18 protein-coding genes are annotated in these 15,824 nt (G+C 68.5%); 12 read left to right on the forward strand and 6 right to left on the reverse strand.

Annotation, left to right across the window (positions count from 1 at the left end):
• Window positions 1-185 precede the first annotated feature (185 nt).
• From ACZ3TI_RS36080 to ACZ3TI_RS36090, 3 genes are all read right to left on the reverse strand, one after another.
• Window positions 186-1,154 carry a hypothetical protein gene (locus ACZ3TI_RS36080; protein WP_465733931.1) on the reverse strand — a complete coding sequence of 323 codons (969 nt, stop codon included), beginning with the start codon at window positions 1,152-1,154 and terminating at the stop codon, window positions 186-188.
• A 163-nt stretch (window positions 1,155-1,317) separates the two neighbouring features.
• The gene (locus ACZ3TI_RS36085; protein ID WP_465733933.1) at window positions 1,318-2,367 is read right to left on the reverse strand and encodes a serine/threonine dehydratase; all 1,050 of its coding nucleotides are present in this window, start codon (window positions 2,365-2,367) and stop codon (window positions 1,318-1,320) included.
• A 23-nt stretch (window positions 2,368-2,390) separates the two neighbouring features.
• Window positions 2,391-3,188, reverse strand: a complete 798-nt coding sequence (locus ACZ3TI_RS36090) for an L-gamma-glutamyl-L-propargylglycine hydroxylase BesE (RefSeq protein WP_465733935.1) — start codon at window positions 3,186-3,188, stop codon at window positions 2,391-2,393.
• 64 nt (window positions 3,189-3,252) lie between these two features.
• On the opposite strand from ACZ3TI_RS36090, the gene ACZ3TI_RS36095 reads away from it, so the two are divergent.
• On the forward strand, window positions 3,253-3,942 hold the full coding sequence (locus tag ACZ3TI_RS36095) for a TetR/AcrR family transcriptional regulator (RefSeq protein WP_465733937.1): 690 nt from the start codon (window positions 3,253-3,255) through the stop codon (window positions 3,940-3,942).
• 177 nt (window positions 3,943-4,119) lie between these two features.
• Here the strand turns inward: ACZ3TI_RS36095 and ACZ3TI_RS36100 are convergent, their stop codons facing one another.
• Entirely contained in the window at window positions 4,120-4,341 is a 222-nt protein-coding gene (locus ACZ3TI_RS36100; RefSeq protein WP_465733939.1) for a DUF397 domain-containing protein, read from the reverse strand.
• Window positions 4,338-5,189 carry a helix-turn-helix domain-containing protein gene (locus tag ACZ3TI_RS36105; protein ID WP_465733941.1) on the reverse strand — a complete coding sequence of 284 codons (852 nt, stop codon included), beginning with the start codon at window positions 5,187-5,189 and terminating at the stop codon, window positions 4,338-4,340. The genes ACZ3TI_RS36100 and ACZ3TI_RS36105 overlap by 4 nt, the downstream gene beginning before the upstream one ends.
• Before the next feature lie 362 nt (window positions 5,190-5,551).
• On the opposite strand from ACZ3TI_RS36105, the gene ACZ3TI_RS36110 reads away from it, so the two are divergent.
• The 11 genes from ACZ3TI_RS36110 (at window position 5,552) to ACZ3TI_RS36160 (ending at window position 14,301) form a co-directional block, all read left to right on the forward strand.
• Window positions 5,552-6,097, forward strand: a complete 546-nt coding sequence (locus tag ACZ3TI_RS36110) for an ATP-binding protein (protein WP_465733943.1) — start codon at window positions 5,552-5,554, stop codon at window positions 6,095-6,097.
• A 351-nt stretch (window positions 6,098-6,448) separates the two neighbouring features.
• The gene (locus tag ACZ3TI_RS36115; RefSeq protein WP_465733945.1) at window positions 6,449-6,997 is read left to right on the forward strand and encodes a hypothetical protein; all 549 of its coding nucleotides are present in this window, start codon (window positions 6,449-6,451) and stop codon (window positions 6,995-6,997) included.
• Entirely contained in the window at window positions 6,994-7,548 is a 555-nt protein-coding gene (locus tag ACZ3TI_RS36120) for a dCTP deaminase (protein ID WP_465733947.1), read from the forward strand. Before ACZ3TI_RS36115 ends, ACZ3TI_RS36120 begins: the two co-directional genes overlap by 4 nt.
• A gap of 21 nt (window positions 7,549-7,569) precedes the next feature.
• Complete coding sequence (locus ACZ3TI_RS36125) at window positions 7,570-8,103, forward strand: dCTP deaminase (protein ID WP_465733949.1); 534 nt, start codon at window positions 7,570-7,572, stop codon at window positions 8,101-8,103.
• Window positions 8,100-8,585, forward strand: coding sequence for a cytidine/deoxycytidylate deaminase family protein (locus ACZ3TI_RS36130; RefSeq protein WP_465733951.1), 486 nt, complete (start codon window positions 8,100-8,102; stop codon window positions 8,583-8,585). The genes ACZ3TI_RS36125 and ACZ3TI_RS36130 overlap by 4 nt, the downstream gene beginning before the upstream one ends.
• A gap of 88 nt (window positions 8,586-8,673) precedes the next feature.
• Window positions 8,674-9,588 carry a UTP--glucose-1-phosphate uridylyltransferase gene (locus tag ACZ3TI_RS36135; protein ID WP_465733953.1) on the forward strand — a complete coding sequence of 305 codons (915 nt, stop codon included), beginning with the start codon at window positions 8,674-8,676 and terminating at the stop codon, window positions 9,586-9,588.
• Between the two features lie 80 nt (window positions 9,589-9,668).
• Entirely contained in the window at window positions 9,669-11,267 is a 1,599-nt protein-coding gene (locus ACZ3TI_RS36140) for a glycosyltransferase family 4 protein (protein WP_465733955.1), read from the forward strand.
• Window positions 11,268-11,347: 80 nt separating this feature from the next.
• Entirely contained in the window at window positions 11,348-11,974 is a 627-nt protein-coding gene (locus tag ACZ3TI_RS36145; RefSeq protein ID WP_465733957.1) for an HAD-IA family hydrolase, read from the forward strand.
• Window positions 11,971-12,264 carry a hypothetical protein gene (locus ACZ3TI_RS36150; RefSeq protein ID WP_465733959.1) on the forward strand — a complete coding sequence of 98 codons (294 nt, stop codon included), beginning with the start codon at window positions 11,971-11,973 and terminating at the stop codon, window positions 12,262-12,264. Before ACZ3TI_RS36145 ends, ACZ3TI_RS36150 begins: the two co-directional genes overlap by 4 nt.
• A gap of 467 nt (window positions 12,265-12,731) precedes the next feature.
• The gene (locus tag ACZ3TI_RS36155) at window positions 12,732-13,103 is read left to right on the forward strand and encodes a hypothetical protein (protein WP_465733961.1); all 372 of its coding nucleotides are present in this window, start codon (window positions 12,732-12,734) and stop codon (window positions 13,101-13,103) included.
• A 637-nt stretch (window positions 13,104-13,740) separates the two neighbouring features.
• A complete protein-coding gene (locus tag ACZ3TI_RS36160; RefSeq protein ID WP_465733963.1) occupies window positions 13,741-14,301 on the forward strand; it encodes a hypothetical protein in 561 nt (186 codons plus the stop codon).
• A 92-nt stretch (window positions 14,302-14,393) separates the two neighbouring features.
• Here the strand turns inward: ACZ3TI_RS36160 and ACZ3TI_RS36165 are convergent, their stop codons facing one another.
• On the reverse strand, window positions 14,394-15,059 hold the full coding sequence (locus tag ACZ3TI_RS36165) for a recombinase family protein (protein WP_465733965.1): 666 nt from the start codon (window positions 15,057-15,059) through the stop codon (window positions 14,394-14,396).
• Window positions 15,060-15,824 lie beyond the last annotated feature (765 nt).

Raw genomic sequence — 15,824 nt, forward strand, 5'->3', positions numbered from 1 at the left:
TTGGTCATGTGGCCTGCGGTCCTCTGCCCGTGCTGTCCGGCGGTGGATCATGATGGTTCTTCGGGAATCCTGAAGAACCATCATGATCGAACCGGTCCATCCGCTGTCGTCACCAGCGTTTACCTGGGACAACGAGGTGACTGTGGATGACGGAACCTACGGGATATCCCACACAGGGCAGGAGGTTAGCTGTCGGCGATCCTGCGGAGCTGCTCCATCACCGGTAGCGGGCGGGAGCCGCGGGTGCGAGCGGCGTTGATCCGCTCGGCACCGCGGTCGTATGCCCGCCGCAGGCCCTGCGGTTGGAGTGGCATTCCGGCGGGCCGCAGCGGCGTGCCGCCTTCGACGCTGGGGCGGCCGCCTGTGTGGTTCGGGTGCAGCGAGACGAAGAGATGGTGGTGGTGCGGGCGGACGTCCTGGTCCGGGTGCCGGGCCGCCCACGCCTGCAGCTCGTCCACCAGGCGCGCGCGAATCGGCCGGTAGCGCTCGAGGGAGTCCAGGGTCACCGGGTGGAGCCTGATCGGCTCGGTGAGGATCCGCTGGGGACCGGGGCGCCGCTGGGGGTTGAGGCGAAGCCGCGCGGCCGTGAACGGCTTGGCACGGCCGTCCTCGGGCTCGATGGTGGTGATGTCGGTGGTGAGCATCGCGGCAAGCTCGCCGGATCGTGCGCGGGTGTCCAGGACCAGGCCCATCACCAGCAGGATGCGGGCGTGGTCGTCGTCCAGCAGCGGCTTCTCGTTGGCGGTCTTGAGGTAGCGGCGCAGCGCGCGTGCTTCCCGGCTGGTGGTGCCGCGCTTGGGGCCGGGGGCGTTCACGCGGTGTTCGAGGTCCAGCGGGCGGCCGGCCAGGGCGGAGAGGGCGTTGAGGCATCCGACGCGCACCCGGTTGGTGACGGCCGCGGTTTCCCCGGAACCGCCGGGGGCCGTCCGGTAGAGACCGTCCTCGGCCGCGCTGAGGAAAGCCTCCAGGGCGTCGGCCGTGAGCAGGCCGTCCGGCACCGTGTGCTGCCGGACGGCCTGCTCCAGCTCACCCATCACGGTGTTGTACTGCCGGGCGCGTTCCGGTGTGACGTCGGGTCGGCGAAGTAGGGCACCGTGCGCCCGGCGCAGGTCGTCAACGGTCGGAGGGGCGAGGGGGAGCAGTGCGGGTGCCACGACGGTTCTACCCTCCGAGGTGAGTCCGATTGAGATGTCACGATATTAACGGGCCCGGCATGTCTGCTCTGAACAGGACAAATACCAAGCTCTTGCTTCCCGGGGCCAGGGGCCTTCGAGCGGTAGGTGGAGGGGCAGCCCCAGCTGCCCCTCCACGTTCTGGTCAGCCCTGGGGCTCGAGGAGGGTGGTGACGTCGGTGTTCGAGCCGCAGAGGACGACGCAGACCTTTTCCCCGGGGGCGGGCCGGTAGGTGCGGCTCGGCCCGGTCGGTCGGGTGGGCAGGTCGCGGTCCGGGCTGTGCCGGTCGGGGCTGGTGAGGGCGGCGAGTGCGGTTGCGGCGCCGTGTTCGACGGCGACGCCGCGGTGGTCCCACAGGGCCTGGCGGGCCCTGGTGATCTCGCTGTCCGGAACGAGGACGGAGTGCACCGTGTGCTGCTGGGCGGCGCGCAGGGCCATCACGGAGGTGCGGCGGGCGCCGAGGGAGTCCGCGGCAACGGAGTCGACGGTGACGTCGACCGGGTGTCCGGCGGCCAGTGCGGCGTTCAGCGCGCAGCAGTTCTCCGGTTCGACGGCGACGACGCGGATGCCGTGGTGGCGGGCGGCGGCGGCCACGCCAGCGAAGAGGCCTCCGCCGCCGACGGCGACGACGACGGTGTCCAGGTCGGGGATGTGCTGGTGGATCTCCTCCAGCAGGGTTCCGGCGCCGGCGGCGATGAGCGGGTGGTCGTAGGCGTGGGAGGCGAGCGCGCCGGTGGCGGTCGCGAACTCCTCGCAGGCGGCCAGGGCTTCGGCGTACTCGGTGCCGACCAGGCGGACGTCGGCTCCGTAGGCGCGGAGCTTGTCAACCTTGACCGCCGGGGCCGTGGTGGGCAGGAACACGGTCGCGAGGACGCCGTGCTGCTGGGCGGCCCAGGCACAGGCGAGGCCGGCGTTGCCGCCGGAGGCGATCGTGATCCCGGTGTCGGGCAGGGTGCCGGCCTCGGCGTGGCCGAGCAGGAAGTTCTGCGCACCGCGGGCCTTGAAGCTGCCGGTGTGCTGCATGAACTCCAGCCCCAGCCACACCTGGCACTGGTCGGCGGGCCGGTCGTCCAGGGGGTCGCGGTGAGCGGTGCGGATGGCGCCCCGGTCGACCTGGGCCAGGGCGACTGGGCGCACGCGGCCGGAGATTCGCTCGGCGGCCGCCTTGACGTCGCCGTACTCGAGTTGGTGCACGGTGCTGCTCCTGTGGGAGTGGGTCACGACCAGGCGGTGAGCTGGCCGGTGGTGGTCAGGCCGAGGAAGAACGCGAAGGCAACGCGGCGGCCGGTGTTCGGTTCGACGGAGTGGAAGTTGGCGGGGTTGAACAGCAGCGCGTCGCCGAGCTGTGGGGTGAGGCTGACGGGCTGGGCGTGCTCGACGGCCTCGGGCCGGTAGCCGTAGGCCTGGCGGTGCTGTTCGTCGGCGGGCTCCCAGCGGTGGCGCCACACGGTGGTGGCCCCTCCCTTGAGCGGGGCGGCCACCCAGACGTTGAAGGCGAGCTGGGCGACGACCTCCTGGTCGAACAGGCCCGCGGGGAACTCGCGGTTGATGTCGTCGTAGTGGATCAGGGCCCCGGCGTTGATCTCCCGCAGGGTGCCGCCGAAGACGGGGCGGCCGCCGATGGTGGCCGGCAGGACGGCGGCGCCCCACGCGGATGCGAGCCGGCCGAGGGCTATCGCGACCGGGTCGGGACGCAGTGCGGCGTGCTGCCAGGTCTGGCGGGCGGTGTCGGCGGCGGGCCAGTAGCGGTTGGTGTCGAGGGTGGCGTGCGGGGTGCGGTAGTCGTTGAGGGCGGGGCCGAAGCGGACGATCGGGGTGGGGACGCGGGTGGGGTCGTAGTCCGCGGTGGGCAGGCGGTCGAGCGCGGCCATGGCGGCCTGGCAGTCGGTGGGGGTGAGGAAGTGGGGGACGCGGACGGCCGCGCGGGTGCCGGCGATGAGGTTGGCGAGGTGTCGTTCGGTGAAGCGGTCGCTGTCGGTGGCGACGAAAAGGGGGTCGAGCGCTGTGCTGGTCATGGTCACCCTCCGAGAGGTTGTATGAGCCTGGCGTAGCGATACGCCGTATCGTACGCTGTATCGCATGTCTGGACAATCTGCTGCTCTTGATCGCGCCACGCCGCAACGGATCGCGGAGACCGCGCTTCTGATCGTTGATCAGGACGGGCCCGGCGGCCTGACCTTCCGGACTCTGGCCGCGAGGCTGAAAATCTCGGTCGGGTCGCTGCAGCGCCGCTGCACCAGCCTCGCCGGACTGCTCGACCTGGTCACCGACCACCTCGCCGCCCGGCTGCCGGAGATCGAGCCGGGCACCGCGTGGGCGGAGGCCACCGAACTGCGGTTCCGCGCGCTGTACGAGGTGCTGACGGCGCATCCGGGCCTGGTGGCGCTGCGCGGCGCCCGACCGTGGATGAGCCCGCAACTGCTCAAGCGCCTGGTGGAGCCGCAGCTTGCTGCTTCCCTGGCCGTCGGAATGAGCCCTGGGGAGGCCATCGCCGTCTACCGGCGGCTGTACCTGCTCACCCTCGGGGCCGCGTCCTTCGTGGACCACCACGAGCCGAAGGCCGCGCAACTGCTCACCCGACAAGCGTTGGCGGCGCTGGACCCGGAGGAGTTCCCGACGTTGACCGGGCACCTGGACACAGTGGTGGCCGCGGTGGTCGACCACGCGGTCTACTACGACGCCCTGGCCGCGCTCGTGTGCGCCGCCGACCCAACCGGAGCTGGTTTCGGACGGCCAGGTGGAGGCGAGACAGCGGCCGTCCGGACGTAGCCAGAGGTCATGACCGTGCGTACCATCAACGAGCGCGCTGTTCCTGCGGCCTCGACATCCGCTACGGGAGTGTCGAGGCCGCAGGCCGCGAGGTCGGTCGTGAAGCCGCTCGGCAAGGCGGCGAGCGACAGTTGTCTGCCAGGCCGGCACGCTACGGGAGTGCCGGTCCAGTCACGCTCAGACCTTGACCGGCACCAAGGCGTCGGCGGCAACGGCCTGGATGAAGGCGGCGAACGCCTCCGGCTGGTGACGCAGTGCGGGGCCCTCGAGGTTCTTGCTGTCCGCGATCACGACCTCACCGGCGAGGCTGCCGACGACGACACAGTCCGCGCTCTGGTTGGAGTAGGACGACTTGCGCAGCGTGATGCCCAGGGCCGCCGCGTTCGGGTAGTGACTCACTTGATCTTGTCTCTCTGTTCGGTGATGAATGCAAGCGACCGGTCCAGCGGCAAGGCCTCGGCCGTGATCTTCTGGAAAGCCGCGTGATAGACCCCTACCTGCTCTCTTTCCTCGACCCACAGTTCGGTTGCCTGAGCGGCGACGAGGACCACATCGAGCGTCGGACGGTAGGGGAATCCGAGGATGGTGAAGGCGCCGTCCATTCCGGGATGGAGCGCACAGTCCATCGGCATGACCTGGATGTTGACGTTGGGGAGGCGGCTGAGCTGTATCAATCGCTCGAGCTGAGCGTGCATGACGTTGGGGCTGCCAGCCTTCACATTCAGCGCCGCTTCGTGAATCACGGCCCAGACTTCCGGTGCCTTCGGGCGAGTCAGCACGGACTGCCGCGCCATCCGCACCTCGACTTTCGCCTCCGCGTCCCCGTCCATGTAGCCGCCGAGTTCGGTGAAAATGGCTCGCGAGTAGTCGGGAGTCTGGAACAGCCCGGGGATGAAGGCCGACTGGTACGTCTTGACCGCCGAGGCGTCGGATTCCAGGGAGGCCATGCTGACGGTCTGATCGTTCACGACGTCGGCGTAGCTGACCCACCAGCCCTGCTTGCCAGCGTTCTTGGCGATGTCGAGCAGGCCGGCCTTCACGTCGTCGTCGACCTCGTAAAAGTCGAGGATCTGCGCGACCTCGTCGGCCTTGACCGCGCCCTTGGCTGTCTCGGCGCGGCTGATCTTGTAGACGCTCCAGTTCGGCAGGACCTTGCTGACGTCTTCTGCGGTCAGCCCCTTGTCCTCGCGGATCCGGCGGAGCGCAGCGCCCAACTGCATGCGCCTCACGGTCTGGACGAATGCCACCCCTTGCCCCCTCCTTCGGAGATCGTGAGCACAGTGTGCCCCTCCGCAGGACATGCGCGCCACCGCCCTGGAGCGGCATATGCCACTACATTGCGGAGATTCGTGCAAGCTTGCGCGTTGTTCACAAGAGGTTGCGCTGCTTCGTGCCAGCGTCCATGCTTTGCGTAACGAAAGGCGAGCGCTCCGTTGGGAGTTGCGCGGCTCGCTTTGCCTTCGCTGCTCTCTCGCAACGATCTTGATCGACCGTCAGACCAGGGCTTACCGCAGGTGGGCCGAGTGCCGGACGGCCATTGCGACCGCCTCGGCCGCTTCCCCGGAACCACCCCCCACCGCTGCCGCAGCGGCACCCCGGAGGAACAGTCATGTCCCTGGTTGAGTTCAGAATTGGCGCTAGCGCCAGAGGAGTTCGGGAGATTCGCCACCGGCTGGTGAACGGACTCCGGGGCGTGGGTCTGTCGCCGAGTGAGGTCGACAATCTTGGCATCATGTCGTCCGAGCTGGGCACCAACGCCTTTGTCCACGGCACCGACGGGACGGGCAACCAGGAGCTGCACGTCATCGCTGTTCGCACCCTCAGTGGCCGTATCCGGGTGGAGGTGACGGACCCGGGCACCGGGACCGTGCGCCTGGGCCGGGGCCGCTCGGCGTCGGAAGGCGGCCGCGGTCTACTGGTCGTACGTAGCCTGGCCGCGGCGCACGGGCTGCACCGGAACAAGGCCACCGGCGCCCGAACCGGATGGTTCGAGATGGAGGTCGAGGTGCTCCGGCCGACGGACGACGAGCCGACCGCGGACGTCACCTCGACGCAGGAGACCTCACGTCCGGCCGATGCGGTCGTGTTCGACGTCCGTGCTCGCTCGGCTGTGGCCATCGGCGCGACCGGCCCCTGGCCGCTGCGCGCAGCGTAGACCCCGGCGGCCCGGGCTACGGGACCAGGGCCGCCGGACCAATCCCCCACCCCCGCAGCGCCGTCGCGTGCAGGTCCAGATCCCGTCGGCCATGCGTGTGGTGATCACACCGAGGCCGGCGGACCGTCCGGGCGCCGAGCTCGATGCCTCTTCCCCCGGGAGGCGCGAGGGCGCCAGGACAGGGTGGGTGGCCGAACCGGTGCGGCCACCCACCCGGATATCGACTAGCCACACCGCCTTCGCCCAGCGACGCGGCAAAGGTGCAGGCCAGCAGACAGACCCACCGCCCCAGCCCAAGGCAGGAACGACTTCGGGCCCCGGGGCGCAGATTCCCGAGGAAGGGAACGGCAGATGAAGCGCATCGCTACGTACGGCAGGCCCGGCGCGGGGAAGTCGACGTTCACCGGCGACCTGGCCGAGGAGCTGACCAGCCGCGGCTTCACGGTGGTCCGGCTCCGCCTGGCCGAGCCCCTGTACGAGCTGCAGGGCGTGGTGTACGCGACCGCGGGCCGACCGCTCGCCGACAGCCGCGTCCAGGACGGGCAGCTCCTCAACGCGCTCGGTCACCACCTGCGCCGCATCAACCCCGGCGCGCTCACCGACCGCTTCACCTGGCGCGTGCAGGAGGTACCGCAGGACGCGGTGGTCCTCTGCGACGACATGCGCGCCCCCGACGTCGACGCCCTCGCTGACCTCGGCTTCACCATGATCCAGGTGTGGGCGCCGGACGACCTGCGCCGCCTGCGCAAGGAGGGCCGAGGCGACCTCAGCCCCGGCGACGAGTCGCACCCCACCGAGGCGGAGATCGCCATCACGCCGCACCACAGGGTGGAGAACACCGGCTCCCGGGAGATGCTGCGCGCCCGGGCCCGCCAGATCGCAAACGAGGTGCTCGCGTGATCCTCACGGGCCCCGAGATCGCGGAGCAGAGGGCGGCCGGCCGGATCACCATCGAACCGTTCCTCAAGGAACAGGTGAACCCGAACTCCTACAACTACCTCCTCGGCCCCACACTGGCCGTCCACCGCACCCACGCCATCGACGCCCACGACGACCACCCCCTGGACGAGTTCACGATCCCGGTCGGCGGGGCCCTGCTCCTGCCTGGCCGGATCTACCTCGGCACCACCGTGGAGCGGATCGGCAGCGCGCACTTCGTCACGAGCCTGATCGGCCGATCCTCCCTCGGCCGCCTCGGCGTCTTCACCCAGTACTCCGCCGACATGGGCAACCTCGGCCCCGAACACCAGTGGACGTTGGAGATCGAGGTGGTCCAGCCCACCGTCGTCTACGCCGGAATGAAGCTCGGACAGGTCACCTTCTGGGTGCCAACTGGCAAGAAGCAGCCCTACGCGGGGCACTTCGGCTGCATCAACCAGGCGACGGCGCCGCCGCCGCGGCTCCTCGCCGCCAACTCCACCCCGCTGCCGGCGCTCACACCTGCCGCCTGACCCACGAAAGGAAGCCGAATCGTGGCCATCCTCACCGGCCCGGAGATCGTGCGCCAGCGAGGCGCCGGGCGCATCCGGATCGAGCCGTTCGACGAGCAGCGGGTCAACCCGAACTCCTACAACCTCACGCTCGGCAACGAACTCCTCTACTACACGGGTGCCGTCCTCGACACCCGCCGCCCGAACCCGTACGAGGTGGTGGAGATCCCTCCGGAGGGGTTCGAACTGCAGCCCGACCGTATCTACCTCGCCGCCTCGGTGGAGGTGGTGGGCAGCGAGTACTTCGTCCCCACCATGGGCTCCCGTTCCGGCTCCGCCCGGCTCGGTGCCTTCTCCCACGTCACCGCCGACCTGATCGACCAGGGCTCCTTCGGCCAGCTCACCCACCAGCTGCGCGTGGTGCAGCCGCTGAGGATCTACGCCGGGGACTCCCTCGCGCAGGTGCGTTTCTGGGACGCCGTCGGCGAAGCCCTCCTGTACACGGGCAAGTACCAGGGCAGCCGCGGACCGATGCCGTCGCAGATCCACCACGACCACGACGGGGCGCAACGGTGACGGCCGACGTCTCCCCGGTGTTCGAGGTCAACCCGGCCTACCGCTGCTCGGACCCGGGCGCGGCCCGTCTGGTCGCCACCGCGTTCGAGACGATCCGAGCGCGGTACCGGGAGGGCGTGCACCAGATCGGGGCGGCGATCATCGCCGAGGACGGGAAGGTGTGGGTGGGCGTCCACCTGGAGGCGATGGTGGGCCGGTACAGCGTGTGCGCGGAGATGGTCGCGCTCGGGATCGCCCGGCTGAACACCGACCGCCGTCTCCTGGCGGCCGCTGCCGTGCGGTACCCGAAGCCGTCCGAGGGCGGTCCGGCGCGGATCGTCGCCCCGTGCGGTGGCTGCCGTGAAGTGCTGCTCGACCACGCGCCGGACATGCAGGTGGTGATCCCGCAGGGCGAGCAGGGCCTCCTCGTCTCGCTGGACGGCCTGCTCCCGGCGAAGTACGTCGGGACGAAGTGGGCTCAACTCCCGGGCCAGCAACGCTAGGGGATCACATTGTGATCGTTGGTAGCGTCCGCGTGATCCGCCGGGCCGCCCGTCGGCCCGGCACCGACCTCCTACCCGAGAGGACCCCATGACCAGGACGATCCGCCGAGCCGTCATCCCCGCCGCCGGCCTCGGCTCCCGCCTGCTGCCGCTGACCAAGGCGACCCCCAAGGAGATGCTGCCCGTCGGCGACAAGCCGGTGATCGAGCACACCGTCCGCGAGCTCATCGCCTCCGGGATCACCGACATCACCATCGTCGTCTCCTCCGGCAAGAGCCTCATCCAGGAGCACTTCCGCCCGAACCCCGTCTTGGTCGACCAGCTGCGCGCCGACGGGAAGACGGCGTTCGCCGATGCGGTGGAGGAGATCGGAGAGCTCTCCCGGCTCGGCCACATCACCTACCTCGACCAGCACGGCCCGTACGGCAACGGCACTCCCGTCCTCAACGCCGCGCGGAACTTCGGTGACGAGGCGTTCCTGGTCCTGTGGCCCGACGACGTCTTCGTGGCTGCCGTTCCGCGCGCCCAGCAGCTGATCAGCGCCTACGAGGCCACCAACTCCCCGGTTCTCGCGCTCATGCCCATGGACCCCGCCGACTCCCACCGCTACGGCGTACCCGTGGTGAAGGAGGACCTGGGCGCCGGGCAGCTGCGCATTACCGGCCTGGTCGAGAAGCCGAACCCGCAGGACGCGCCGTCGGCGTACGCCGCGATCGGCGGCTACGTCATCACCCCCGGCATCGTGGACGAGATCCGCGAACAGGTGAAGCGCTGGGAGAAGGACGCGGGCGGCGAGATCTACCTCACCGACGCCATCAACGCCTACGCCGCCACCCGTGCCGTCTACGGACAGGTGATCGAGGGGACCTGGTACGACACCGGCAACCCCTCCGCCTACCTGCGCGCCCAGTTCGCGGCCGCGCTCGCCGACCCCGAGTACGGGCCGGACCTGCTCCAGCTCGCCCGGGAGCTCGGAGCCCCGCAGACCCCCACCCGGGCCTGACACAGCACCGCCGGGGCCGCTTTGGCGGCCCCGGCCGACCCCGACCACACCCACCGCTCAGCACCGAGGAGAGACCCGGAATGCCCCCGCTGAACCTCGACACCGCCCTGATCTTCTTCCCCCGTGGCGGCTCGGCACAGGTGGCCCGGTACCTCCTCGGCGAGTTCAACATCCGCGGCTGGAACACCCGCATCCACGCCGGCTCCCTCGGCCGGCCCGGCGACGTCGGCCACGCTCCCACCTTCTACGCAGGCCTCAACCTCCACCCCTACGACTACAACCCCGCCCATGCGGCCTGGAAAGCCGGAGAGGACCCGCAGGGCCATCCCCAACCCTTCCACCCCTCCTACGAGGACCGCTCCGGCGGTGTACCGGGAGGTTGCCCCGACCCCTTGTTCTCCGCCGTCCCGCCGACCTCGGCCATCCGCCTCGCCGGAGCATGGCAGCGCCACCTGCTGGACAACAGGCCGTCGACGGGCCTCGATGTTCTCCACCTCCACCACCTGTCCTACCTGCAGTTCGCCGCCATGCGCGCCTACCCCGGTGTCCCCACCATCACCACCGTGCACGGCACCGACCTCAAGCAGCTCCAGGGGATTATCGCCCGCATACACCTCGCCCACCGCCTGGACGCCAGCGTGGCAAGCCTCGCCCTGCGGCTCAACGAGCTCGACCCGCAGGAGCGCGCGAAGGAGGTCGACCGCCTGGCCACCGCCGGCAGCCTGAGCGAGGAGGAACACGACCTGCTTGCCACCACCGACTGGCGGAAATGGCGGTACTCCGAGCCCTGGTACCAGCGTTTCCAGCATGCCGCCGATTTGGCCGGCCACGTCGTCACCGTCTCGGTTCACGACCGCGACCTCGCCCGCGAACTCCTGCCCAGCCTCAGACTCCAGGACGTGCCGGTCATCACCAACGGCTGCGACACCGCCCGTTTCCGCCCGGCCCGGCTCACCGACGGCGAGCGGCTGGCCAACCTCCGTCGCTGGCTGGTCACCGACCCCCGCGGCTGGGCCCCCGGCCAAGGCCCCGGAAGCATCCGGTACGCCGAGCACGACGTCGACCGTCTGCGGGATCCCCGCACCGGCCAGCTTCGTCCCATCCTGCTGTGGGTCGGCCGCTTCCTCGAGTTCAAGAAGGTGCCGATCCTCCTGGAGGCCTTCGCGCGCGCCCGCCGCCACCTCAGCCCGGCTCCCGCCCTAATCATGTGGGGCGGCTACCCCGGAGAGCACGAAGGCGAGCACCCGGCCCTCCTCGCCCAGCGCCTCGGCATCGAGGACGACGTGTACTTCGCCGGCTGGCGGGACCACACCGACCTCCCCTCCGGCTTCCACACCGCCGACCTCATGGTCGCACCGGCCGTCGGCGAGCCGTTCGGCATGGTCTACGTCGAAGCAATGGCATCCGGATGCCCGCCCGTTGCCACGGCCAGCGGAGGACCCGGACGCATCATCACCGCCACCGGCGAAGACGCCAACGGCTACCTCGCCCGCCCCAACAGCGTCGATGACCTGACCACCGTCATCACCCGCTCCGTACGCGAGTGGCGCGAGCGTCGCCGACGCGCGGCCAATGCCGCCGTCCACGCTCACGCCACCTACTCCTGGGCCACCGTGGCCGACCAGTACGAGGCGTTGTACCGCCGCGCGATCGAGAAGGGCGGGCAGACCGCCCCCTGACCGAGCGCCAGGCCTCATAACCACCCCGCCACCTCACGACCGGGCGGACTACCGACCTGCACGAGAACGGAGAACACCGCGTGAGTCCCATCCAGGCACTCCTCTTCGACCTGCACGGCCTCTTCCAGCACTTCGAAAACGAGGGCGCGGCACAAGGCGAAGCAGCCGCTGGCCTTGCCCCCGGCACCCTCGCCCGCTACGCCTACGACCACCCGGACTACGAGGCGGCGAAGGTCGGCCTGATGACCGACGCCCAGTGGGCGGCCGGCGTCGAACAGCGCCTGGTCACCGACCACGGACACCAGGCCAGGGCGGCGATCGAACCGTGGCGCACCGACCGCGGACGCCCCGACCCCGAGATGATCGGCCTCCTCCGCCAGCTGACGGCCGCCGGAACCGTCTGCGGCATCCTGTCCAACTTCACCGACGCGATGCACAGCGACCTCGGCCTGCATGGGATCCACCCCGACTTCGCGTTCGCGTCCGCCGACCTGCGCGTCACCAAGCCCTCTCCGCTCGCCTTCCGCGCGGCGGCCGAGCTCATGGGCTTCGACCCGGCGAACGTCTTCTACTTCGACGACGAGTTGACCTTCGTGGACGGAGCCCGCGCGGCGGGCATGCGCGCCGAGCTGTTCACCACGCCGGCGGCGTGCGCGCAGCGCCTCAACGCACTCGGTCTGGACGTCCGGACCGGAGCCACCGCATGAACGCGGACCCGACCACACGGGACGAGCCCGAGCGGGAGCAGACCCTGCCCCGACGTCAACCCGGCGCCCACTGGCGTACGCCGGACCAGCCCGCCGGAGTCTTTCGCGCCTTCATGCCTGACCGGCCCCTGCCCTTCGGGGCCGGCAGGACGACACCGGGCAACCGGACAGGCGCCTTCCTCGCCCGCCAGCCGGAACGCCGCTGGCTCTCCGCCGCCGAGGCCTTCGACACGCCCTCGGCGCTCAACGTCCGAAGCAGCGGGCGGACTGGCGAGCGTCCGCTCCCCTGAGCGCCTGGAACGGCCGGGCCTACGTGCCCCTCGACCGCACGAACGACCCGGACGGCTGGTACACCGAGCTGTACTCCGGCATCGACGCGGCGGCCGTCACCCAGCTCACCGACGCCCGGCCCTCGTACCGCTGTCCGCACCCTCCGTGGTGGCCCCGGAGTCCTACCTCTGACCCCAGCCGCAAAGTAGCGCTGAAGGTGCCTCAGTCCGCTCGCGCCTCGGTAGGCTCAAGGCCATGCCGTCCTTGGTATCCAGTACTGGTAGGAATCGCTGATCGGGCGGTCTGTGTTCGTCAGTTCAGCTAGCACCAGCACGCCCCCTCGTTGCTGAGGGTGACCAGATGCACTCCTCAGGCTGCGGTGATGCAATGGAAGTTGGGGATTTCGTTCGCCTCCAAGACCACACCGGAATGCGGCTGTACATCCACTCATTTGCTGTGCAGCTCGTTCAACGGAACGGAGCAGCCCATGGGCGCGATCTACGACGACAAGAGAATGGCGTGTGGCTGGTACCGCTCCGGTTCCGTGTATGACTCATCCGAATCGAAAGTCGGCTCGGTGGATGCCTCCGGGCGCGTCTACGACACGTTGGGGATGCTCAGGGGGAGGGTCAACGAGTACGGCAGGGTCTGGGATGAGAAGGGACTCGAAGTCGGCAAGGTGAGCGAAAACGAGAAGAAGGTCTACAGCGACGTGTTTCTGGTGGGGCTTCATTCTGAGCCGGACACCACTTACAGCCCGTACGAGCCGTACCTGATACGGGACGGTCACCGGGCAGGAGCGGGCCTCCTACTGCTCCTCGGCGCTGCGGAGAAGGCGCGCGCGGCTGGCTGGATCTGACCGGGCACCTATGTCGTCCAAAGTGGCACCCTCGCCGACAGCGCCAGGTCGACCCGGAACGTCGCCTTCGCCTGACCGCGCACTGCTCAGCTAGAAGGCTCGGAGGCCGAGGCGCACACTGGAAATAGATCAGATAACCAACGAATAGATCCAAATGGACTGGCAATGCAGCCGACATGCACCATCTGCAGTGCGCCCACTGACACACTTCTCTGCCTCCGCGGAGGCGGTAAATGGCTGACCGGCGCACTTATGAAGCTAGGAATCGAGCCCGATGAGGCCACCTTCATGATCAGCAAGTTCCTTGACTGTGAACCCAGCGAGGTCTTCAGTCATCAGAAATACGAAGATTTACCGCTGATCTGTTGCTACAAGTGCGCAAAAAAGGCAGGCTTCCCAGCCCCTGAGACTGCAGGAATACCCAACCCCACCATTCTCTCCCAGCCCAGCGACTGGTAGCCGTCGCCGCTTGCCTCAACTGCAGACGATGATCTCGACACATCCTGCCGGGTGAATCCTCGATACTGCCAGCCGCCCGAAACCCATCCGATGGAGCTGATGACTTAACCGTGCGCAGGACCCCCATCCTCCAGGGCTAGATGACGAGTTCGGCGCAGTGGTCCGACTGGAGGCACTGGTGAGTGGCGACGACTGGAGTTCGCTGTCGACAAGCGAGTTAATAAATATCCTGCCTATTGCGGACAGGGAGCATGACGCCTGGACCGTTCAATCCATTGTGGAGGTATTGGCAGAGCGTGATCCTGGAGTTAAACAAGCCCTCACTCAATGGTCCAAGGACCCGGGCGACAGTCGATTGATTTGGAATGTAATCCAAGAAGCCCTCGACAATTCGCCAAAGAAGCACTGGTGGCAGCGTCGCGGCGGCGGGTCGAATAAGGTCCACCGCGACAGGCCGAAGTGGCCTGTCAGGGAGCTGCTCGCAGATGGAGAGACATGCACAATAACCAAAGATGAAATTAGCATTTCGGACGGCAGGAGGCTCGCTATGTCCGAGGTGGGAGCCCTCCACTACGATCCGGACTTGCGGCTCGTCATAGATGCATATCCGAAGTGGCTAGGCTTTCAGTGCAGGTCAAAGGAGTCGCGAGAGCAACTTGCCTTAATGATTGCACTTCTCTCCTCTTCGCCCCTTCACGATGACGATATAAAGGCGCTTAAGAAGAAATATCTTAAGTGAATCATTGGGGACCAGCGCCCGCCCCGTTGTCGAGCCGAACGCTCATCTCATGGGCCGGAGGGCACCGCCCTTGAGCCAGTGCGGGCCGGGGATCACCGGGCGCCGCCCTCGACCTGGGAGGGGATGCGGCTGGTGCGGAGCTCGCGCAGGTCGGGGATGTGGTTGTACAGCGTCCCCGGGCTGATCTTGAGGAGCTTGGCGATCGCGGTGATCGAGAGGTCGGGGTTGGGCAGCATGTCGCGCGCGGCCTTGATGATGTCCGGGTTGACCGAGGGCCGGCCGCCGACCTTGCCGCGGGCCCGGGCGGCGGCCAGGCCCTCGCGGGTGCCGGAGACGATCAGCTCGCGGATGAACTCGGCGAGGGCGGCGAAGACGTGGAAGACGAGCCGGCCGCCGGGGGTGGTGGTGTCCAGGCGCTCGTGCAGCGAGGTGAAGCCGATCTCCCGGCGCCGGAGCTCGCTGACCATGTTGATCAGGTCCTGCAGGGACCGGCCGTAGCGGTCGAGCGCGGGGACCACCAGGGTGTCGCCGCGCTGGAGGAAGGCGTGGCACGCCTGAAGCTCCGGGCGGTCGTCGTCCTTGCCGGACTTCTTGTCGGCGAAGATCCGGCGGCAGCCGGCTTCGGTGAGGGCGTCGATCTGACGGTCGAGCTTCTGTCCGCCGGTGGACACCCGTGCGTATCCGATGCGGATCTCGGTCCGGACGGCCGGTTCGGCGACCAGGAGTTCGAACTGGTCCGGTTCAAGTGGCGTGCTCACGCCCGAATCCTCTCAGAAAAGGGTGGTCGGAGGTTGTTGAACCACCCCGGTTTCTGAAGGAGTTTTTGAAGGCCCTGGGGGTCTTTGCGATCTCGCTCCGGCGATCTTCAGCAAACGTTGGTTTTCTGAAGCTTGGAGGATGGCGAGGGTAAGTCTGCCCCTGGGGGGCCGACGACGAGGCCTGCGGCCAAGGAGCCAGGGCAGGCGACGTACAAATGATCCCGTCACACGGATGGGTGACCTCCCGGACTCGGACAGGGAGCCCCTCAAACGGGCCAAGAGACCTGGATGATCGCTGGGTAAGAGCGAAGTCGCATCGGCCAGTTGGCCCAGCCCAGCAAGAGCGGGCGATGATGAGCGTGCAGGCACGGTCTTCCGCAGGGACTCGACACCTTGTGGTTACTGGAAGCCGTGCCTGCCTCTGCTTCGCCCCGAGGCAGGCAGCCGCGCAGCAGCCCGAAGCGCCCCATCACCCATCAAGCCGGATATGCCACGAGAATGACGGAGCCCTGGTTGCGCAAAGCCACCAAGTTGCTGGCCGTCCCGGCACATGCTGGAGTGGAGGAGGCGCAAGAAAGTGAACCGGATTCGACCTTAATGCGTTCTGCCCCTGTGGCACCTGCGGAAGCCAAAACTGGCGCGTCCGAATAACAGGCAAGGCGGCGCCTAACTTGATCTTTAACCTGTGCGGCGAGGTCGAGGGGTGCTGGACTTCTTTGTCTTCTTCTCCGGCGGCGGCTTCGTGGTGTCTGTTTTGCGGACCGT

It is taken from the genome of Kitasatospora sp. NPDC023120, assembly GCF_055560835.1.

What these genes read in the sequence shown, in the direction of transcription:
- ACZ3TI_RS36090 (WP_465733935.1), bottom strand. Translation starts at nt 3,188, where the DNA reads ATGACCAGCACAGCGCTCGACCCCCTTTTCGTCGCCACCGACAGCGAC.
- ACZ3TI_RS36095 (WP_465733937.1), top strand. Translation starts at nt 3,253, where the DNA reads ATGTCTGGACAATCTGCTGCTCTTGATCGCGCCACGCCGCAACGGATC.
- ACZ3TI_RS36110 (WP_465733943.1), top strand. Translation starts at nt 5,552, where the DNA reads ATGTCCCTGGTTGAGTTCAGAATTGGCGCTAGCGCCAGAGGAGTTCGG.
- ACZ3TI_RS36115 (WP_465733945.1), top strand. Translation starts at nt 6,449, where the DNA reads ATGAAGCGCATCGCTACGTACGGCAGGCCCGGCGCGGGGAAGTCGACG.
- ACZ3TI_RS36135 (WP_465733953.1), top strand. Translation starts at nt 8,674, where the DNA reads ATGACCAGGACGATCCGCCGAGCCGTCATCCCCGCCGCCGGCCTCGGC.
- ACZ3TI_RS36140 (WP_465733955.1), top strand. Translation starts at nt 9,669, where the DNA reads ATGCCCCCGCTGAACCTCGACACCGCCCTGATCTTCTTCCCCCGTGGC.
- ACZ3TI_RS36150 (WP_465733959.1), top strand. Translation starts at nt 11,971, where the DNA reads ATGAACGCGGACCCGACCACACGGGACGAGCCCGAGCGGGAGCAGACC.
- ACZ3TI_RS36155 (WP_465733961.1), top strand. Translation starts at nt 12,732, where the DNA reads ATGGGCGCGATCTACGACGACAAGAGAATGGCGTGTGGCTGGTACCGC.